The sequence below is a fragment of the Pediococcus cellicola genome, assembly GCF_001438655.1.
GTDB classification, from domain to species: domain Bacteria; phylum Bacillota; class Bacilli; order Lactobacillales; family Lactobacillaceae; genus Pediococcus; species Pediococcus cellicola.
This window is the reverse complement of record NZ_JQBR01000001.1, coordinates 229485-249247: the sequence shown is the minus strand read 5'-3', so window position 1 is coordinate 249247 and position 19763 is coordinate 229485. Positions and strand designations below refer to the sequence as shown.

The following is a 19763-nucleotide window of genomic DNA, read 5'->3' as shown; positions in this document are numbered from 1 at the left end:
AGTTGGTGGGGTGAGGACATGCTACAGGAGTTATCCATTCAAAATTTTGCGATTATTGAACGCTTAAATGTTGAATTTGATTCAGGTATGACTGTTTTGACCGGTGAGACGGGAGCCGGAAAATCGATTATCATCGATGCTGTCGGGCTGCTTGCTGGTGGTAGAGGATCGGTAGACTTTATTCGTAAGGGTGCTAAAAAAGCAATTCTACAAGGAATGTTTAGTATCAATAAGAATCCAGAGACCATGGCTTTATTAGATCAATATGGGATCGAGCACGCGGACACAACACTTATTTTACAGCGAGAGTTGCAAATCAGCGGGCGAAACGTCTGCCGTATTAATGGTTCACTTGTAAATACGACTGTTTTGAAACGGATTGGTGAAACACTTATTGATATTCATGGACAAAATGAGCATCAAGAGTTGATGCAGCCCGAAAAACACTTGGGGATGCTCGATGAGTTTGCGCGTCACAAAATACAGCCATTGTTAAAACAGTATCAGGAAGTGTTTTTTGCTTATCAATCTTTAAGAAAGAAGTTTGATCAAAAAAAAGCTAATGAAAAAGAATGGGCTCAACGTGTTGATATGTTGCGCTTTCAAGTTAAAGAAATTGAAGATGCTAATTTACAAGTAGGTGAAGAGGAAAAATTAAACTCGCAAAAAGAGTTGCTTGAGAATTACCAAAAAATTAGCACTGCTTTGCAGACGGCACAGTTAGCATTAGAGAGCGAGGAATCACAAGGCGCTATTGATACGGCTGGTGAAGCTATGAATGCTTTACGGGATATTGAAGATCTTAACGATAAATACAAAGCTATTTCTGGCGTAGTGGCTTCTGCGTACTATCAATTACAGGATGCGGCCAGTGAAATCAGCAGTGAAATGGATAGTATGGAATGGGACGAAGGTAAGTTGGACCAGGTGGAAAAGCGCCTTGAAGAAATTTATCAATTAAAGCGAAAATATGGAGATACTGTTGAGCAGATTTTAAAATATGATCAAAAAGTATCAAAAGAGTTACACAGTATGGTTGACTCGGAATCTGATGAAGATCAAATGGAGAATCAAATACAACAGCTTGAGGTACAGCTAAAGAATTTTGCTGGTCAACTCTCGATTGCCCGAAAAAAAGCAGCTCATGAGCTGCAATCGGCTGTTCATGAGCAACTGAAACAGTTGTATATGGATAAAGCAGAGTTTGAAGTTCACTTTGGTGAGGAGAAGACCGAAAAGTTTAAAGCAACTGGCATTGATTCCGTGGAGTTTTATCTTCGAACGAATCCTGGTGAAACAATGGGTCCTTTATCTCGAATTGCATCTGGAGGTGAACTTTCCCGAATTATGCTGGCTTTGAAGACGATTTTTGCCAAATCACAAGGAGTCACAAGTATTATTTTTGATGAGGTGGATACAGGCGTAAGTGGTCGAGTTGCTCAAGCAATTGCTGAAAAAATTAAATTAATTGCGAGTTATTCTCAAGTTTTATGTATTACACATCTACCCCAAGTTGCGGCTGAGGCAGATCATCAATTTTTTATTGCTAAGGAAATTAAGAATAAACGTACTGAAACTAAGCTGACTGTTTTGGATGAAAATGGACGTATTCAGGAATTAGCCAGAATGCTAGCAGGCAGTACGGTTACTAAATTGAGTATTCAACATGCAAAGGAACTTCTTAAGATGGCACATTCGTCTTAAAAGTTCCTTTTTTATTTTGTTAAAATCTTGTTTTTTCGGGCTTAATATTTGCAGCAACACCGGTAGGTACGATACCATGGAACTGGTTGCACTTAAAAGAATGGAGTTGACTTATGTGTTTTTAGAAATGAAACATCTCTCTAAGGTCTATGGAGGTAAAAAAGCCGTTGATGATTTTAATCTCAGCGTTGCAAAGGGTGAATTCATCTGTTTTATTGGAACATCTGGTTCAGGTAAAACAACTACGATGCGTATGATTAACCGAATGTTGAATCCTTCTAGTGGGTCAATTGAATTAGAAGGTGAAGATGTTTTGAAAGCCGATCCCGTTAAATTGAGACGAAAAATTGGATATGTGATTCAAAATATTGGCTTAATGCCACACATGACAATTCGAGACAATATTACGATTGTACCAAAGTTACTTAAGTGGTCTGAGGATAAACGTAATGAACGGGCTAAAGAAATGATTAAAATGGTTGAGTTGCCTGAAGACTATTTAGACCGCTATCCTTCTGAATTATCAGGTGGTCAACAGCAACGGATTGGTGTTGTAAGAGCTTTAGCAGCAGACCAGGATTTAATTTTAATGGATGAACCCTTCGGAGCTTTAGATCCAATTACGAGAGAATCTTTACAAGATTTTGTCAAGGATTTACAAGAGCGGTTAGGAAAAACGTTAATCTTTGTGACGCATGATATGGATGAAGCGCTAAAATTGGCAACCCGAATTGTTGTGATGAGTCACGGAAAAATGGTTCAGGTTGCAACGCCAGACGAAATTTTGCAACATCCGGCTAATGAATTTGTGGAGAATTTAATAGGAAAAGACCGATTAATCCAAGCTAAACCAAGCATTACAACTGTTGGTCAGGTCATGTACAATAATGCCGTTTCGATCACACCTGGTCGTTCGCTAAAAGAAGCGCTAAAATTAATGCATGAAAAACGGGTTGATACTTTGTTAGTCACAGATGATATGGGTATCCTTAAGGGTTATGTTGATATTGAACAAATTGATTATAACTATAATACGGCTACAAGTGTTGATGATGTTATGACCCGTAAAGTCTTTTATGTAAACGAAAATTCAATTATCCGAGATACTGTTGAAAGAATTTTAAAACGAGGTTATAAAAACGTGCCAGTTGTCGATCAGGACAAAAAATTAGTGGGGATTGTCACTCGAGCTTCACTGGTGGATATTGTGTATGATGCGCTTTGGGGGGAACCTGATGCCACTGCACACACTAAAAAGGAACCTGTGACCGATATAAAAGAAGAACAGAAGGTAGGTGACGGTAAACCGTGATTACCTTTATTCAAACTTATGGGGGTCAGTTGCTTTATAAGATTTGGCAGCATATTTATATTTCTGGAATTGCATTAGCTTTAGGAGTTCTGATAGCGGTGCCGTTAGGTGTTATGCTGACTCGATTGAAAAAAGCATCGACAGTTATCATTGAAATCGCCAGTGTTTTGCAAACAATTCCTGCATTAGCATTGTTAGCAATGATGATTCCAATCTTTGGAATTGGTGCAATTCCTGCAATTGTGGCGTTATTTATCTATTCACTTCTACCTATTTTAAGAAATACTTACCTTGGCTTAAATGGCGTAGACCCAAGTTTAAAAGATGCTGCAAAGGGAATGGGAATGACTAGTTTGCAGTCCATTATTAAAGTTGAGCTGCCAATGGCCGTCCCGGTGATTATGAGTGGAATTCGACTTTCAGCAACTTATGTAATCGCGTGGACAGCCTTAGCGTCATATATTGGCGCGGGTGGTCTTGGTGACTTTATTTTCAACGGTCTGAACCTTTACCGTACTGATCTCATTCTTGGTGGCTCGATTCCCGTAATTTTATTAGCGCTTTTAGTTGATTGGTTGTTAGGTAAGCTGGAAGTACAACTTACGCCTAAGACAACCAGTCACGCAAAATTATAGAGGGGGGATCACAATGAAAAAAATAGTTCGATTATTTAAAGCTGCATTATTGTTGCTTGTGTCGACGTTAGTTTTAAGTGGTTGTGGCTTCCCAGGTTTGAATTCGTCCGCTAATGATACGGTTCGCATTGCGGCTCAAAATACAACAGAGCAGCAAATTATGGCGTACATGCTTTCTGATTTGATTCAACATGATACAAATTTGAAGACGACGCTAATTAATAATTTAGGCTCAGGGTCAGTGAGTTTTCAAGCTGTCAAAAATGGCAACGCAGATATTTCTGCCATTCGATATAGCGGGACAGATTTAACGACAATTTTTAATCAAGAAGCTATTAAAAATCCAAAAGTAGCAACAAGAAAAGTTCGTGAGATATATCGTGATAAGTATCACATGACTTATTTTCCTTCATACGGATTTGCTGATACGTATGCTTTTATGGTTACCGGTAAACTTGCGCGTCAAGCGCATTTGAATACAGTTAGTGATTTGAAAAAGTTGGCTCCTAATATGACAGTTGGTGCAGATCAGATTTGGATTAACCGTAAGGGAGATGGCTATGATGGGTTCATTCGTAGCTATGGTTTTCAATTTCAGAAGGTTTATCCAATGCAAATCGGCTTAGTGTATAGTGCTGTGCAATCCGGAAAAATGAATGCTGTATTAGGGTACTCGACTGACGGGCGCATTAAGAGCTATGATTTGAAGGTTTTGAAAGATAATAAACATTTCTTCCCACCTTATGATGCGAGCCCACTAGCAACTAATAAAATTTTGAAGAAGCATCCAGAATTGAAAAACGTTTTTCTTAAGTTAAAGGGGCAAATTTCGTTGAGCACAATGCAAGAATTGAATGCGGAGGTTGATAATCAACTGATTGAACCACAAGTCGTAGCCCATCGATTTTTAGTACAACACCATTATTTTGATGGAAAGGGTGATCAATAAATGACCGATTTAAACATTTTTCAACAATTAATTTACTATTTTTCACACAATGGCATGTACGTGTTGTCACAGTTTAGCCGGCATTTCTTGATTTCAATTTATGGTGTTCTATTTGCGGCAATAGTTGGCATTCCTTTGGGTATCCTTATTTCCAGACATTCCAAGTTAAGCACCACCGTCATTGGGATTGCAAATGTGATTCAAACGGTGCCATCATTAGCCATGCTGTCCATTATTATGCTGGGCTTAGGGTTAGGTGTAAATACAGTTATTGCCACCGTTTTTTTATATGCGTTATTACCAATTATCAAGAATACTTATAGTGGTATGGAAAGTGTGGACGCCAGTATTTTGGATTCCGGAAAAGGAATGGGAATGACACGTTTTCAATTACTGTATATGGTAGAATTGCCGCTCTCAATGTCAGTTATTATGGCCGGAATAAGGAATGCTTTAGTTTTAGCAATTGGAATCACGGCCATTGGTACTTTCGTGGGTGCTGGCGGTCTTGGTGATATTATTATTCGTGGCACCAATGCGACAAATGGCGGAGCAATTATTTTGGCTGGAGCACTTCCAACAGCCTTAATGGCAATTATTTCTGATCTTGTCTTGGGGTGGCTACAGAACCGCTTGGATCCTGCCTATAAGCGTGCTAAGACAAGTAAATAAAAGCTTAGTCCACTTTTTTGATAAAGCGAATGTCTGATAGACTTAAAAGATAAGTTACGTTTTGATGCCGATCTTTTAAGATGAAACGATCTGATGGCAGACCAGTTAATGAACCAGTAGTTTCATAAATTGTATGCTGACTATTGAATTGGACAGTGACCCTATATTTTCGGTCAATTGATTGTTTCAGAAAAAGACGTAATTGAGCTTTGGGCATTTGGGGTTCAATACCTTGTAACTCTGGTTCAGAAAAGAGCTTTTGATACGAGTTACGAACAATCTTTCCGACTTGATTATGAGATATTTGTAAGTTTTCCATGATTCCACCTCGAACGTTTGTTTGTATTTACATTATACGAACAAACGTTCTTAAATGCAATACTATTTATGAATGTGTTCATAAATATGTAAAAGTCTCGCTTATTAAGCGATTAAGAGTTGAAAATAAGGCTTAAAAAAGCGATAATAGGAGTTACATTATAATTAGGAGATTTTAGATTATGGCAAAAAGAGGAATGCTTATCGTTTTATCCGGGCCCTCCGGAGTTGGCAAAGGAACGGTACGTAAAGCAATCTTTGACCAAGGTGGGAATGATTTTCAGTATTCGATCTCGATGACGACCCGAAAGCCCAGAGAAGGCGAAGTCAATGGTGTGGATTACTACTTTGTTTCTAAAGAAGAGTTTGAGCATAACATTGAAACAGGTCAGATGTTAGAATATGCGAAGTATGTTGACAATTATTACGGTACGCCGTTAAAATATGTCAATGAGACTTTAGACCAAGGAAAAGATGTTTTTTTGGAAATTGAAGTTAACGGTGCTTTGCAGGTACGAAAGAAGTCCCCAGATGGTGTTTTTGTTTTCTTAACCCCTCCTGATTTGATGGAGCTGAAACAACGAATCATTAATCGTGGTACTGAAGATATGGAAACAATCAACAAGCGAATGAAAAAGGCTGTTGAGGAAATCCGCATGATGCAAGATTATGATTTTGCAGTAGTTAATGATAAAGTTGAAAATGCTGTTGAGAGTATTAAGACGATTATAAGAAGCGAGAGATTTAGAGTAGCTCGTGTTTTTCCAGAATATGAAGAAATGTTAGGAGATAAATAATATGATTTTATATCCCTCAGTTGATGATTTATTAGAACGGGTAGATTCACGATACTCGTTAATTATGTTAGCCAGTAAACGTGCGCACGAATTAGATGCTGGTTCGCAACCGCTTTTAGACAAGTATGAGTCTTCTAAAAGTGTTGGACAAGCACTTGAGGAGATCGTTGCCGGTGATGTAGTCATTGATCCTGACAAAACAGAATTTTAAAGTTATGATGTAAAGGCCTGGGAGAATTTTCTTTCAGACCTTTTTTCGATTTTTATACCTTAACGAGGAGAAGTTTTATGTGGAAAGATAAACATGTTACTTTTTTTATAACCGGCGGCATTGCGATATATAAAGTAATTGACCTTATTCGTAGCCTGCAAAAAAAAGGAGCAAAGGTTCGTGTGGCGATGACAAAAGAAGCTATGCGATTTGTTGGTAAGGCCACTTTCCAAACAATTAGTGGACATCCAGTTCAAACGGATTTATTTGAACAGGTGACTTCAAGTCCGGTGGCCCACGTTGAACTTGCTGATTGGACAGAGTTGGCGATTGTTGCACCAGCAACGGCCAATATAGTTGGCAAAATGGCTAATGGAATTGCAGACGACTTTGTGAGTACAACGCTATTGGCCGTTTCAACTCCGGTTTTTGTGATTCCTGCCATGAATAATCATATGTGGCAAAATCCGGCTCTACAACGTAATTTAAACTTGCTAAAGCAAGATGATATACAAGTTATGCCGCCAGATGATGGGCCGCTTGCCGAAGGATACTCGGGGAAAGGACGTTTTCCTGATACATTTGCGGTGCTCAATTTTATTGAAACCAATTTACTGGAGAAAAATGAGCAACTTCAAGGACTTAAACATAAACGGTTTCTTATCACGGCTGGAGGAACTCGGGCCTATATTGACCCGGTTCGTTATATTTCTAATCGTTCCTCTGGTAAAATGGGGTATGCGTTTGCCCAAGTGGCTAGGGCTAGTGGTGCCGAAGTTACCCTGATTTCGACCACCAATCAGTTGCCAGTTCCAGTAGGTGTGCACTTGATTTCTGTTGAAACGGTTACCGAAATGCAACAAGCGGTTCAGCAAAATTTTGCGGATGCAGATATTTTAATCATGGCAGCGGCTGTTTCTGATTATGAACCAGTGCAATTTGTGGACCATAAAATTAAAAAAAATAGTAAAACGAAACAATTTACACTGGAATTAAAAGAAACACCAGATATTTTAAAAAGTTTAACTGCACAGAAAAAAAAACAAATCGTAGTTGGTTTTGCTGCTGAAACAGACGACCTTTTGCAAAATGCAGAAGCTAAATTGGCAAGTAAAGGTGCTGATTTTATTATTGCAAATGATGTTTCACGAGGTGATATTGGGTTTAATGTGAGTGAGAACGCCGTAACTATTTTGCAGCGGCAGCACGCCAATATTACGATTCCAAAAATGAGTAAACAAATGATCGCAAAGAAAGTATTAGAAATTTTGGCAAAACGCTTTTCGTGAAGTAGGTGAGAAAGTAATGGTCCAAATTGCAAAAGTTATTGTGGATGTCCCAACCATGCAAACAAATAGTGCTTATTCGTATTTGATTCCAACACCGCTAGAAAATGAGCTAAAAATCGGAATGCGTGTGGTTGTGCCGTTTGGTAATGGTAATCGAAAAGTTCAAGGGTTTGTAGTGGCGGTTGAAATGCAGGTAGCACCAATTCAGCAACTAAAGGAAATTGATAGCCTGATGGACCTAGAACCAGTATTAAATCAGGAATTAATTCAACTTTCTAAGTGGTTGGCTAGTTCGACGTTCTCATTTCAAATAACTTGCTTACTTACAATGTTGCCAAATGTCATGCGGGCAAAATACAGCAAACAGTTAAAAATCGTAGATAAAAATTACCAGCGGCAAGACTTAGCTAAAATACTTCCCGAATCAGCTTGGTCGACTTTTGAACCGGATCAGTTGTCTAAGGAGCAACAAAGCGAGTTGTCAAAACTTAGAGAACAAAACAAAATTGAAATTGTTTATCAGGTAAAAAACCAAGCACAAGCCCGACAAATTTTTCAAATAACGTCTCAAATTGATGCGGAAGAAGAAACCGAGATCTTAAATTCACTTCGCAAAAATGCCACTAAGCTACGTGAACTAGTACATTTTTTGGCCGAGCAAAAAGATCCTATTAATCAGCCGGTTTTGGAGAAGAAATTAAGTGTAACCGTTGGGACAATTAAAATTGGGGAAGCAAAGGGTTGGTTAAAAAGAAAAAAAGTTGAGCAATATCGAGACCCTTACAAAGAAAAACAGGTGCAGACGAAGCCACTACATTTAAACGGTGAACAACAAACGGCATTGACGTCGATTACAACTAGCATCAAGAACAGGCTTGCACAGACGTTTTTATTAGAAGGAGTAACGGGTAGTGGTAAGACTGAAGTATATTTGCAAGCAATTGCTTACGCCCTGGCACAAGGAAAAACTGCAATTATGTTGGTTCCGGAAATTGCTTTGACCCCCCAAATGGTTACTCGTGTAAAAGGGCGCTTTGGTAAGCAAGTTGCGGTACTTCATAGCGGGCTGTCTGATGGTGAAAAATTTGACGAATGGCGTAGAATTAAACGGCATGAAGCGCAGGTGGTAGTCGGTGCACGTTCAGCTATATTTGCGCCAATTGAAAATGTTGGTGTCATTATTATTGATGAAGAGCACGAAACGAGTTATAAGCAGGATGATACGCCACGTTATCATGCTAGAGACGTTGCTAAATGGCGCAGCAAGTTTTATAATTGTCCGCTTGTTTTGGGAAGTGCAACACCATCTTTAGAATCTAGAGCCAGAAGTGAACGGCATGTTTATCAATTATTGAAATTACCGGATCGTATTAATGGGCATCCCTTGCCTAAAGTGAAAATTATTGATATGCGAGAAGAGCTGCAAAGTGGGGCTGATCAGAATTTCTCGACACCATTGCTAACAGCGATAAACCAACGATTACAGACTAAGCAGCAAAGTATTTTGATGCTTAATCGAAGAGGCTATTCTTCGTTTATTATGTGTCGTGATTGTGGGTTTGTGTTGAAATGTCCCAATTGTGATATTTCTTTAACTTTACACATGGATAGTCATAGTATGAAATGCCATTATTGTGGTCATGAAGAACCAATTCCCCAAATTTGTCCCAATTGTCACAGCCGTAAAATTCGATATTATGGCACAGGGACCGAGAAAGTTCAGCAGGAACTACAAACTCAATTTCCGAATGCACGTATTTTACGTATGGATGTAGACACAACTCGCCGTAAAGGTGCGCACGAAAGAATTTTACGGCAGTTTGGCAATCATCAGGCCGATATCTTACTTGGGACACAAATGATAGCGAAAGGGCTTGATTTTCCTGATGTCACATTGGTTGGCGTTTTGAATGCTGATACAGCGTTAGAATTACCCGATTTTAGAGCTAGTGAACGAACCTTTCAACTTTTGACCCAGGTAAGTGGTCGAGCTGGTCGAGCTGAGAAATTAGGTGAGGTCGTGATTCAAACCTTTAATCCGGACCATTACGCCATCCAGTTAGCGAAAACCCAAAATTATGAGAATTTTTTTCGAAAAGAAATGTATATTCGCCACCAAGGTAAATATCCGCCTTATTATTTTACGCTACAAATTACAGCCGCTCATAAAGAGGAAAAAATGGCTGCAGCAAAAATGTATGAAGTACTCAACGAATTACGTCCGTATTTAAGTGGTACTGCAATCGTCTTAGGACCAACACCAAAGCCGATTGCTCGAATTAAGGATAAGTATTATTATCAAATTGTAATTAAGTATAAAAATGAACCTAAGTTGCATGCAGCAGTTACCAAGATTCTACAGGAATCGCAAAGTGACTATCGGAAGGGCGTTCAATTGGCAATTGATGCACAGCCCCAGTCTTTTATGTAGCTTAGAAGTGAAAGTATGCGAGGAGATTAACTAATGAAATCTATTATTTTTATGGGAACACCGAAATTTGCAGCTCCCATTCTTACGCGTTTGATTGAAGACCCTAATTATGAGGTAGTGGCTGTTGTGACGCAGCCCGATCGTCGAACAGGCCGAAAGCATCAAATGACGCAATCACCCGTCAAACAAGTTGCGGTTCATAATCATATTCCTGTTTTTCAACCCGAAAAAATTAGCGGTTCTGAAGAAATGCAAACTCTGATTAATCTTCAGGCTGATTTGATTGTGACTGCGGCTTTTGGCCAATTTTTACCAATGAAGCTTATCAATTCAGTTAAAATTGCGGCAGTTAACGTTCACGCTTCGTTATTACCAAAATATCGTGGAGGGGCTCCTGTGCATTATGCCATTATGAATGGTGATGAGGAAACCGGCGTGACCTTGATATATATGGTTAAGAAAATGGATGCTGGCGAAATGTTGGCACAAAGTAAAATTAAAATTGAACCAACGGACGATGTAGGCTCAATGTTTGAAAAATTAAGTATTTTGGGCAGAAACTTATTAATAAAGACCTTGCCTAAATTGATTGCGGGTGAAATCACAAGTGTGGCTCAAGATGAATCACAAGTAACTTTTGCTCCCAATATTAAACCTGAAGAAGAGGAAGTTGACTTTACCAAATCAGCGCGTTTGGTAGATGCTAAAGTTCGTGCCCTTAGACCGTTTCCTGTGAGCTACATTATTTTAAATGGGGTTAGAACAAAACTCTGGGAAGTGTCGCTATTGCCACAAACAACGGAATTAAAACCTGGGCAAGTTGTAGAAAAAACGAAGCATAAATTGCTTGTTGCGACGGGTGATCATGGGGTTGTGAGTTTGGATCGTGTTCAACCAGCGGGCAAACCACAAATGGAGATCACAGATTATTTAAATGGAAGTCAGGAAGCGTTTTATGAGGGTGAACAGGTTATCAAATTATGATAGATAAACAAAAAAATCCACGCGCACTAGCAGTTGATATCCTCGTACGTATAAATAAAGGTGCTTACTCAAATATTGAGTTAAAACAAACGATTGCTAATAGTCAGTTATCTCAATTAGATATTAATTTATTAACGGAAATTGTTTATGGGGTCATGCAAAGAAAACTCACACTTGAGTACTATTTAACCCCTTTTATCGCTGACAAATCAGTTCAGGATTGGGTACAGGCTCTCTTATTAACGGCTGTTTTTCAACTACATTATTTAGATCGGGTCCCAACAAGGGCCATTTTTAATGAGAGCATCGAAATTGCAAAAACATATGGACACAAGGGTACACGGCTGTTTGTAACTGGTGTTTTGCATGCTATCCAAAGAAAAGGGTTGCCTGAACTGTCTGAAATCAAGGATCCCGTTCAATATCGCAGTGTGAAATATAGTATTGCACCGTGGATTGTCGCACAGCTAGATGCGCAGTTAGGCGAAGAAAAGACTGAAAAGATTCTCGCCTCAATTAATCAACCTGCCCATCAGGCAGTACGTGTGAACACGGAAAAAGTAACGGTTGCCAATGCTATTGATAAGTTAGGTCGGTTGGGTTATGAAGCTCATCCAAGTAAGGTGGCTGCAGATGGTATTCGTATGGTTAAAGGCAGTGTTGCCAATACGGAATTATTTAAAAATGGCACTTTAACGATTCAGGACGAAAGTGCCATGCTTGTTGCTGAAGCTATGCAGTTAAATACAGGGATGACAGTACTTGATGCATGTGCTGCACCGGGAGGCAAAACAACACATATTGCCCAAAAGCTTGGCGAAACTGGCTCGGTTTTAGCACTCGACCTTCATCCTAAAAAAGTGGCGTTGATTAAAGCTAATGCTGCGAGGATGGGACTAACTAATCAGATTACAGCTAAAACATTAGATGCTCGAAAAATTGACGAAATAGCTGATGATGAGACATTTGATCGAATTCTTGTGGATGCACCGTGTTCAGGAATTGGACTTATTCGAAGAAAACCGGAAATTCGTTATGAAAAATCTCTTCAGGATAGCCAAAATTTACACAAAATTCAAATTGCAATTTTAAATGCGATTGCCGCAAAATTAAAAAAGAACGGTATAATAACATACAGTACTTGTACAATATTGAAACAAGAAAATGAAGAAACAATTACAGATTTTCTAACACTTCATCCTGAATTTGAATTGATTCAGACTTTAACGGACAAACAAATAAAAGCATCTAGATCAGAGCCTTATTTAAATATTTATCCCGATGACTTTGAAACCGATGGCTTTTTTATTGCTTGTTTAAAAAAGAGAGCGTGATTAATCATGAAATACGCGTTTCAATCTGACATTGGTAATCATCGAGATGAAAATCAAGATTACGTAGGCGTGTTTAAGAATAAAAAGGACGTTTTATTTAGTATTGTAGCTGATGGGATCGGTGGCCGTCAGGGCGGTGACGTGGCCTCTGAAATGGCCGTTTCTCACCTTGGTTACCTTTTTCAAAATACGGACTTTACGGACGCTTTAAATGCCATTAAATGGTTACAAACTGAGGTTACCCAGGAGAACGATGAAATTTTAGAAACCTCACAGAAATATTCAGACTTAAACGGCATGGGCACAACGATTGTGGTTACAATCATATTGAGAAATCAGTTTATTGTCGCACATTTAGGGGATAGTCGATGTTACCTATTCAAAAAAAACGAATTAAAACAATTAACTTCAGATCATTCATTGGTAAATGAACTGATTAAGCAAGGACAGTTGTCACCTGAGGAAGCGCGTAATCACCCACAAAAAAATATTATTACAAAAACACTAGGAATTTCGACTAATTCTGATATAGACGTCCATACATATGTGTGGAAAAAGCAGGACCAAATTCTCCTATGTACAGATGGGCTTACTAATATGGTGAGTGACCAGACTATTGCAAATGTTTTGGCTAGTTCAGTTAGTTTAGAGGAAAAATGTCTAAAGCTAATTGAGTTTGCCAATCAGGCGGGCGGACGCGACAATGTGACTGTGCTTATCATGCAAGCGGATGACGAGGTGAATGAGTAGATGACACCAAATCAGACACTAAACGGACGCTATCGTATCATTGGCTCACTTGGCGAAGGCGGAATGGCAGACGTCTATCTAGCTCATGATTTAATTTTAAACCGAAATGTGGCTGTGAAATTACTACGTTTTGATTTGCAAAATGATGATAAAACCATCCAGCGTTTTCAAAGAGAGGCGCTTTCGACAACTGAGTTGGTCCACCCTAATATTGTGAGTGTATACGATGTGGGGACAGATAACGGGCTTCATTACTTAGTGATGGAGTACGTTGACGGGACTGATCTAAAGCAATACATTAAAACACATTTTCCAATACCATACCAGCAAGTTGTAGATATTATGGAGCAAATCCTGAGTGGTGTAGCTACGGCTCATGCACATGATATTATCCATCGAGATTTGAAACCGCAGAACGTGTTAATGGATAAGAATGGGAATGCGAAAATTTCGGATTTTGGGGTTGCTCTGGCACAAGAGGAACAGACCTTAACTCAAACTAATGCAGTGGTGGGCTCTGTTCACTATCTATCGCCAGAACAAGCGCGTGGGCATTTAGCAACGAAACGGTCAGATATTTATTCGCTAGGAATTATATTGTATGAAATGCTGACAGGACGAGTTCCTTTTGAGGGTGAAAATGCTGTTTCCATTGCAATTAAACATTACCAAAACCAAATTCCCTATGTGAGAGATTTTGATCCACGCATTCCTCAAGCATTGGAGAATGTGGTTTTAAAAGCCACTGCTAAAAATCCGTTTGACCGTTATAATAACGTGACCGAAATGGCAACAGACTTGAGTACAGCACTCTCTGTTAAAAGAGCTGACGAAAAACGTTTTGTAGCACCATCGGTTACAGACCAAACGATCATAGCAGACGCTTCAGTTTTTGAATCAGCGAGTAAGGATGTTGCTGAAATTAAGGCGATTTCACAAAAAAAGACACAGACACCTGAAACCAAGCCAAGCGTTAAAAAAAGAAGAAATCGCCATCCGTTACGAAAAAAAATTGCCATTTTCTTCGGCTTATTAGTTTTGTTTGTTAGTGGTATTGCCATTGCTTTTTATCTCAGCTTTCCCAAGGTCGTTACCATTCCGAACGTAACTGGAATGACTCAAATCCAAGCAACCGAAACTTTAAAGAATCATGATCTTAAAGTGGGACGGATTACGAAAACGGGCAGTCAAAAAGTTGCTTATAAACGCGTTGTTGAAACATTACCTACTAAGAAGAAACAAGTGCAAGCTGGCGTTACGGTCAACATTGTGATGAGCGAAGGACCTAATAGTTATGTGGTAGGAAATTATATTGGCAGCTCCTATACTCAGGTTGCTAAGCATTTACGGGCAAAAGGTTTCAAAGTTCAAAGAGACGTTGTGCAAACAACCCAATTTGACCGTGGGAAGATCATTTATCAAAGTGTTGTGCCGGATCAAGTTGTGGTACCAAGGGTCACAACTATTCGTTTTTCTGTCGCTAATTAATAACTGGAGGGTTTTATGCAAAGAGGACAAATTATTCAATCGCTAAGCGGCTTTTATGATGTCAATAGTGAGGGGAAAACATATCGAACAAGAGCCCGGGGAAATTTTCGAAAGCAAAAAATTTCACCATTGGTTGGTGACTGGGTAGAATTCGAACGGCAAGAAACTGGTGAGGGCTACATTTTAAAAATAGCGTCTAGAAAAAATCAATTAGTTCGTCCGCCTTTGGCTAATATTGATCAAGCGGTTGTTGTGACAGCCTGCGTTCAACCGGATTTTTCGACTAATTTATTGGACCGTCAGTTAGTGACCCTAGAAGAAAAACATATTCGGCCAATTATTTATTTTACAAAGGGCGATCTGACCCCTGTAACAAAACGAGCAGCATTAACTCAAGTTGCCGAAGATTATCGAAAAATTGGATATGAAGTTTACTTGGATTGGCAAGCTTTTCTGCCGAGTTCAATTGCTGCCTTGAAGGCAGATTTTTCGGAACAACTGACCATTTTTATGGGCCAAACTGGTGCTGGAAAGTCGACACTTTTGAATCAGATAGATTCGAATTTAAAATTGCAAACCGGGGATGTCTCACAAGCTTTGAATCGTGGTAAGCACACAACTCGGAAAGTTACCTTGTTTTCAATCGGAAACGGTCTTGTTGCGGACACACCAGGTTTTTCAAGTTATACTGTGTTTGAAATGCAACTGAAAGAATTAAAAAATCTGTTTCCGGAAATCGAGAAGACAGGTATTAATTGTCGTTTTCGCGAATGCTTGCATATTAATGAGCCAAATTGTGCTGTAAAAGCAGCGGTTGAAGCTGGCCATATTCGGCAAAGCCGCTATGATAATTATGTTCAATTTTTTAATCTAATTAAAGCTCAAAAACCAGATTATGAACGAAAAGGGTATTCAAAGAAAGGGAGGAAATAACCTATGATTAAAGTTGCACCATCAATTTTAAGCGCAAATTTTGTTGATTTAAAGCCTGATATCGAAGTTGCTCAAAAAGGTGGAGCGGACCTTTTACATATTGATGTCATGGATGGACAGTTTGTTCCTAACTTAAGTTTTGGTCCTGGAATGGTAGCAGCCATTAGACCGATCACAAGTATGCCTCTGGATTGCCATTTAATGATTGAAAATCCAGAGAGATTTGTAAGTCAATTTTGTGAAGCAGGAGCTGATATTGTGGGTGTCCACGTTGAGAGTACACCACATATCTATCGTGCATTAGAAATGATAAAGCAGCACGGTGTCAAAGCAGAAGTTGTGTTGAATCCGGGAAGTCCGGTTAGTTTGATTCAAGATGTGTTACCAATTGTAGATCAAGTGCTTGTCATGACAGTTAACCCAGGATTTGGTGGACAAAAATTCATCGCACAGATGACCTCAAAAATACAACAGCTCAACCAACTTCGTCAAACTGGAGAAAACGATTTTAAAATTGAAGTTGACGGAGGTATAAATGATGACACGGTGGGTGAGGTATATCAAGCAGGAGCTGATATTGCTGTGGCTGGTTCGTATGTCTTTAATAGTGAGGATCCCATTGCGCAAATCAAAAAATTAAAATTAAGGACCAAGTCATGAAGCTGGTCAATATTTTAGCAGGTAGTCCGCAACTACCAGATCTCCCAATTGATTTTACAAATGATGTGAATTGGATTGGTGTGGATCGAGGAAGCTTAACACTATTAGAACACGGTATCATTCCCACGTTGGCAGTTGGTGATTTTGATTCAATGAGTGAGGATGAGTTGAGGCGGGTTAAAAACCGGGTTGGTAAAATCATCCAAGTCGACCCGGTTAAGGACGACACCGACACTGAACTGGCTTTATCACAAGCTTTTGAGAAGTATCATGCCAATTTTGTGAATTTGTACGGCATATCTGGTGGACGCCTGGATCACTTTTTGAGTAATTTTTTAATGGTCTTAAAACCACGATTCAATCAATATGCACAGAAGATAAAAATGATTGACCAGCAGAATATAATTCGTTTTTTTAAACCAGGACATCACCAAATACAAGCAGTAGCTGGTTATAAGTATTTATCTTTCATCACGCTAGGAGCTGTACAGGAGTTGACGCTACCGGATGAAAAATATAGGCTACAGGATCAAATTGATCCGTACCCGACAGCCTATGTGAGCAATGAATTTGTTCAACCAACGGCAAATTTTAGTTTCACTTCCGGAACGGTAGCAGTTATTTACAGTCGTGATCTTAAAAAAGAACAATAAAAAAGATTGAAGCTTTTAAAAGCTTCAATCTTTTTTATGCACGTTTAATTTTGCCTGATTTCAATGCTCGAGCAGAAACCCAAACACGTTTAGGTTTTCCATCCACAAGAATGCGGACCTTATGCAAATTTGGTTTCCAGCTTCGGCGACTGTGGTTCAAAGCATGTGAACGTGTGTTACCAAAGTGGGTACGACGACCGGTGACAAAGTCTTTTGCCATTTTAAAATCCTCCTTTGTCGCTTCTATATTTATCATAGAATTCTTTTTAACTCACCTAAATAACTTATCATAGATGTCGCACGATTGCAATACTTTTCTTTCAAGTAATTTTACTTGACAGTTGTTTTAAATCGCATTTCTTAAAAAAATAAGGTGACGTTAGTAAAAGACCTGTAACCATTTAGAATTCTTGAGTTCTTTGGTAAAATACTAATATGACGTGTGTTTTAGGGAAGTTACCCTAAAGGTCGATAAAAGATAGTTGCGTTTATCGCATTGTTGAAGTATGGTAAAATATCGTTGATATCTGAAGTACGATTTTAAGGAGGCTATTTAAGATGGCTGTAAAAATTCAAACTAAAAATGGCACGGTTGATGTGTCAAATGATGTAATTGCTACTGTCGTTGGCGGCGCTGCAACTGATAATTATGGTGTAGTAGGCATGGCAAGTAAAAATCAAATTCGTGATAACTTAAATGAAATTTTACGAAAAGAAAACTATGCTAAAGGTGTTGTTGTCCGACAACAAGACAATGGTGTCGCAATTGATGTTTATATCGTTGTCAGTTACGGAACAAAAATTTCGGAAGTTTCGAAAAATGTTCAATCGAAAGTAAAATATAATTTGGAATCGATGTTAGGTGTTTCAGCAAACTCTGTGAACGTTTTTGTCCAGGGTGTAAAAGTATTAGAAGCCTAGATATGCAGGACTAAAACGAGGAGGAAATTAGAATTGAAAGTAGTCACTACTGAAATTACTAACCAAGAATTTGATCAAATGATCCAAGCGAGCGCTCGAAAGTTAAAAAAGAACGCAGATTTCATTAACTCATTAAATGTCTTTCCTGTTCCCGATGGTGATACGGGAACTAATATGAGCTTATCAATGGAAAGCGGCGCAAAGTATGAAATGGATGAACCTAGCGAGCATGTAGGAAAATTGGCTGCAGCTTTAGCAAAGGGATTGTTAATGGGTGCCCGAGGAAATTCCGGCGTTATCCTTTCACAAATTTTTCGAGGCTTTTCAAAAAGCGTGGCTGATAAAGCAACTTTAAATGCTAATGATTTGGCCCAAGCTTTTGCAGATGGCGCTCAAACGGCATATAAGGCGGTTATGAAGCCAACTGAGGGAACTATTCTAACCGTTGTCCGAGAAGCGGCTAAGGCAGGTAAAGACGTTGCTGAAGAACAAGGTGATGTTGTTTCCGTAATGGATGCTGTGACGCAAGCTGGTAAGGAAGCTCTTAAAAAAACGACGGATCTTCTTCCTGTGTTAAAAGAAGTGGGTGTTGTCGATTCCGGTGGTCAGGGCTTAACTTTTGTTTTTGACGCCTTTGATGATGTTTTGAATGGTCGAACAGAAGCAGAAGTTGAACAACCAGATGAAGAGCAAATGGACGAGATGGTGGAAGCTAAGCATCATCAAAGTGTTCAGGGAAAAATTGATCCCGCCGATATTAAATTTGGCTATTGTACTCAAATTATGGTGCGAATTGGCAAAGGGTTGCAAGTTACGCAAAAATTTGATTATGATACCTTCTATAATTATTTGGCAAAATTGGGTGATTCGCTTTTGGTTGTCAACGATGAAGATGTTGTTAAAGTGCATGTTCACACAGAGCATCCAGGTAAAGTTTTAGCATGGGGGCAACAATTTGGTGACTTGGCTACGGTTAAAGTAGACAATATGCGTCAACAACAAGAAGAGATCATTGAAAAAGATGACCAACAAGAAGCAAGTCAACCGGTCCTTGAAACCAATGGGACGGCCATTATTGCAATTGCTTCCGGTGCAGGAGTGGATAAGTTATTCCGCAGTTTGGGCGTGACTCACATTATTAGTGGCGGTCAGACTATGAATCCTAGCACGGCTGACATTGTGACTGCAATTAATCAGTCAAATGCCAAACGGGCAATTATCTTGCCTAATAATAAAAATATCTTTTTGGCAGCGGAACAAGCAGTGAAGGTTGCAGACATTCCAGCTGAAATTGTCCATAGTCGAAATATTTCCCAAGGAATGACAGCTTTAATGGGCTTCAATCCAGATAATGATTTGGCTACCAATGTGACCAGCATGGAAGATAATTTGTCCGCGGTCAAAAATGGTGAGGTCACGACTGCAATCCGGGATACTACGGTGCAAGGCCGAACAATTAAAAAAGGCGATTTCATGGGAATCATCGATGGAAACATTGAGACAACTCAAAAAACACGTCTGGAAGCTGCGATTGCTATGGTCAAGTTGATGCTGGATGAAGATAGCGAAATTGTGACTATCATTTACGGTAAAGATGCTAAAAAGACTGAGGCTGAGAAGCTTGAAAAAGCGATCAACGAAATGGATGATGAATTAGAGATCGAAATTCATGAAGGTGATCAACCTGTTTATCCATTTATTGTTTCAGTTGAATAATTGATG

At 39.1% G+C, this 19763-nt stretch carries 20 protein-coding genes; 18 read left to right on the top strand and 2 right to left on the bottom strand.

Annotated elements, in window-relative coordinates:
• The first annotated feature begins 18 nt into the window (after positions 1-18).
• From recN to IV80_RS01150, 5 genes are all read left to right on the top strand, one after another.
• Positions 19-1704 (top strand): DNA repair protein RecN, encoded by a 1686-nt coding sequence (gene recN / locus IV80_RS01170; protein ID WP_057748285.1) that lies wholly within the window; start codon positions 19-21, stop codon positions 1702-1704.
• Positions 1705-1831: 127 nt separating this feature from the next.
• Positions 1832-3016 carry a betaine/proline/choline family ABC transporter ATP-binding protein gene (locus tag IV80_RS01165; protein ID WP_057748639.1) on the top strand — a complete coding sequence of 395 codons (1185 nt, stop codon included), beginning with the start codon at positions 1832-1834 and terminating at the stop codon, positions 3014-3016.
• Positions 3013-3651: an ABC transporter permease gene (locus IV80_RS01160; protein ID WP_057748282.1), complete on the top strand. Its 639-nt coding sequence runs from the start codon at positions 3013-3015 to the stop codon at positions 3649-3651. The genes IV80_RS01165 and IV80_RS01160 overlap by 4 nt, the downstream gene beginning before the upstream one ends.
• Positions 3652-3664: 13 nt before the next feature.
• Entirely contained in the window at positions 3665-4600 is a 936-nt protein-coding gene (locus tag IV80_RS01155) for an osmoprotectant ABC transporter substrate-binding protein (RefSeq protein WP_057748280.1), read from the top strand.
• Positions 4601-5272, top strand: a complete 672-nt coding sequence (locus IV80_RS01150; RefSeq protein WP_057748277.1) for an ABC transporter permease — start codon at positions 4601-4603, stop codon at positions 5270-5272. It begins immediately after the preceding gene.
• Positions 5273-5276: 4 nt separating this feature from the next.
• On the opposite strand, the gene IV80_RS01145 is transcribed toward IV80_RS01150, so the two are convergent.
• Complete coding sequence (locus tag IV80_RS01145; protein ID WP_057748274.1) at positions 5277-5591, bottom strand: hypothetical protein; 315 nt, start codon at positions 5589-5591, stop codon at positions 5277-5279.
• A 181-nt stretch (positions 5592-5772) separates the two neighbouring features.
• Here IV80_RS01145 and gmk point away from each other — a divergent pair, with 181 nt between their 5' ends.
• From gmk to IV80_RS01090, 11 genes are all read left to right on the top strand, one after another.
• Entirely contained in the window at positions 5773-6387 is a 615-nt protein-coding gene (gene gmk / locus IV80_RS01140; RefSeq protein WP_057748272.1) for a guanylate kinase, read from the top strand.
• A gap of 1 nt (position 6388) precedes the next feature.
• On the top strand, positions 6389-6598 hold the full coding sequence (rpoZ, locus tag IV80_RS01135; protein ID WP_057748268.1) for a DNA-directed RNA polymerase subunit omega: 210 nt from the start codon (positions 6389-6391) through the stop codon (positions 6596-6598).
• Positions 6599-6675: 77 nt separating this feature from the next.
• A complete protein-coding gene (coaBC, locus tag IV80_RS01130) occupies positions 6676-7887 on the top strand; it encodes a bifunctional phosphopantothenoylcysteine decarboxylase/phosphopantothenate--cysteine ligase CoaBC (RefSeq protein WP_057748266.1) in 1212 nt (403 codons plus the stop codon).
• Between the two features lie 16 nt (positions 7888-7903).
• A complete protein-coding gene (gene priA / locus IV80_RS01125; protein WP_057748263.1) occupies positions 7904-10318 on the top strand; it encodes a primosomal protein N' in 2415 nt (804 codons plus the stop codon).
• Positions 10319-10351: 33 nt separating this feature from the next.
• Positions 10352-11302: a methionyl-tRNA formyltransferase gene (gene fmt, locus IV80_RS01120; RefSeq protein ID WP_057748260.1), complete on the top strand. Its 951-nt coding sequence runs from the start codon at positions 10352-10354 to the stop codon at positions 11300-11302.
• Positions 11299-12636: a 16S rRNA (cytosine(967)-C(5))-methyltransferase RsmB gene (gene rsmB, locus IV80_RS01115; RefSeq protein WP_057748257.1), complete on the top strand. Its 1338-nt coding sequence runs from the start codon at positions 11299-11301 to the stop codon at positions 12634-12636. The genes fmt and rsmB overlap by 4 nt, the downstream gene beginning before the upstream one ends.
• 6 nt (positions 12637-12642) lie before the next feature.
• Positions 12643-13386 carry a Stp1/IreP family PP2C-type Ser/Thr phosphatase gene (locus IV80_RS01110; protein WP_057748255.1) on the top strand — a complete coding sequence of 248 codons (744 nt, stop codon included), beginning with the start codon at positions 12643-12645 and terminating at the stop codon, positions 13384-13386.
• Entirely contained in the window at positions 13387-14874 is a 1488-nt protein-coding gene (pknB, locus tag IV80_RS01105) for a Stk1 family PASTA domain-containing Ser/Thr kinase (RefSeq protein WP_057748252.1), read from the top strand.
• A gap of 15 nt (positions 14875-14889) precedes the next feature.
• Positions 14890-15807: a ribosome small subunit-dependent GTPase A gene (gene rsgA, locus IV80_RS10055; RefSeq protein ID WP_057748249.1), complete on the top strand. Its 918-nt coding sequence runs from the start codon at positions 14890-14892 to the stop codon at positions 15805-15807.
• 3 nt (positions 15808-15810) lie between these two features.
• Entirely contained in the window at positions 15811-16467 is a 657-nt protein-coding gene (rpe, locus tag IV80_RS10050) for a ribulose-phosphate 3-epimerase (RefSeq protein ID WP_057748246.1), read from the top strand.
• A complete protein-coding gene (locus IV80_RS01090) occupies positions 16464-17120 on the top strand; it encodes a thiamine diphosphokinase (protein ID WP_057748243.1) in 657 nt (218 codons plus the stop codon). Before rpe ends, IV80_RS01090 begins: the two co-directional genes overlap by 4 nt.
• A gap of 34 nt (positions 17121-17154) precedes the next feature.
• Here the strand turns inward: IV80_RS01090 and rpmB are convergent, their stop codons facing one another.
• Entirely contained in the window at positions 17155-17340 is a 186-nt protein-coding gene (gene rpmB, locus IV80_RS01085; RefSeq protein WP_046870836.1) for a 50S ribosomal protein L28, read from the bottom strand.
• Positions 17341-17678: 338 nt separating this feature from the next.
• Between rpmB and IV80_RS01080 the strand changes: the two genes are divergently transcribed.
• On the top strand, positions 17679-18041 hold the full coding sequence (locus tag IV80_RS01080) for an Asp23/Gls24 family envelope stress response protein (RefSeq protein WP_057748240.1): 363 nt from the start codon (positions 17679-17681) through the stop codon (positions 18039-18041).
• A 78-nt stretch (positions 18042-18119) separates the two neighbouring features.
• Positions 18120-19757: a DAK2 domain-containing protein gene (locus tag IV80_RS01075; RefSeq protein ID WP_083490473.1), complete on the top strand. Its 1638-nt coding sequence runs from the start codon at positions 18120-18122 to the stop codon at positions 19755-19757.
• The last annotated feature ends 6 nt before the right edge of the window (positions 19758-19763 follow it).

Bases quoted from the DNA above. Each gene is read 5' to 3' on its own strand.
- recN (WP_057748285.1), top strand. From the start codon at position 19: ATGCTACAGGAGTTATCCATTCAAAATTTTGCGATTATTGAACGCTTA.
- IV80_RS01165 (WP_057748639.1), top strand. From the start codon at position 1,832: ATGAAACATCTCTCTAAGGTCTATGGAGGTAAAAAAGCCGTTGATGAT.
- IV80_RS01155 (WP_057748280.1), top strand. From the start codon at position 3,665: ATGAAAAAAATAGTTCGATTATTTAAAGCTGCATTATTGTTGCTTGTG.
- IV80_RS01150 (WP_057748277.1), top strand. From the start codon at position 4,601: ATGACCGATTTAAACATTTTTCAACAATTAATTTACTATTTTTCACAC.
- IV80_RS01145 (WP_057748274.1), bottom strand. From the start codon at position 5,591: ATGGAAAACTTACAAATATCTCATAATCAAGTCGGAAAGATTGTTCGT.
- gmk (WP_057748272.1), top strand. From the start codon at position 5,773: ATGGCAAAAAGAGGAATGCTTATCGTTTTATCCGGGCCCTCCGGAGTT.
- rpoZ (WP_057748268.1), top strand. From the start codon at position 6,389: ATGATTTTATATCCCTCAGTTGATGATTTATTAGAACGGGTAGATTCA.
- coaBC (WP_057748266.1), top strand. From the start codon at position 6,676: ATGTGGAAAGATAAACATGTTACTTTTTTTATAACCGGCGGCATTGCG.
- priA (WP_057748263.1), top strand. From the start codon at position 7,904: ATGGTCCAAATTGCAAAAGTTATTGTGGATGTCCCAACCATGCAAACA.
- fmt (WP_057748260.1), top strand. From the start codon at position 10,352: ATGAAATCTATTATTTTTATGGGAACACCGAAATTTGCAGCTCCCATT.
- rsmB (WP_057748257.1), top strand. From the start codon at position 11,299: ATGATAGATAAACAAAAAAATCCACGCGCACTAGCAGTTGATATCCTC.
- IV80_RS01110 (WP_057748255.1), top strand. From the start codon at position 12,643: ATGAAATACGCGTTTCAATCTGACATTGGTAATCATCGAGATGAAAAT.
- pknB (WP_057748252.1), top strand. From the start codon at position 13,387: ATGACACCAAATCAGACACTAAACGGACGCTATCGTATCATTGGCTCA.
- rsgA (WP_057748249.1), top strand. From the start codon at position 14,890: ATGCAAAGAGGACAAATTATTCAATCGCTAAGCGGCTTTTATGATGTC.
- rpe (WP_057748246.1), top strand. From the start codon at position 15,811: ATGATTAAAGTTGCACCATCAATTTTAAGCGCAAATTTTGTTGATTTA.
- IV80_RS01090 (WP_057748243.1), top strand. From the start codon at position 16,464: ATGAAGCTGGTCAATATTTTAGCAGGTAGTCCGCAACTACCAGATCTC.
- rpmB (WP_046870836.1), bottom strand. From the start codon at position 17,340: ATGGCAAAAGACTTTGTCACCGGTCGTCGTACCCACTTTGGTAACACA.
- IV80_RS01080 (WP_057748240.1), top strand. From the start codon at position 17,679: ATGGCTGTAAAAATTCAAACTAAAAATGGCACGGTTGATGTGTCAAAT.
- IV80_RS01075 (WP_083490473.1), top strand. From the start codon at position 18,120: ATGATCCAAGCGAGCGCTCGAAAGTTAAAAAAGAACGCAGATTTCATT.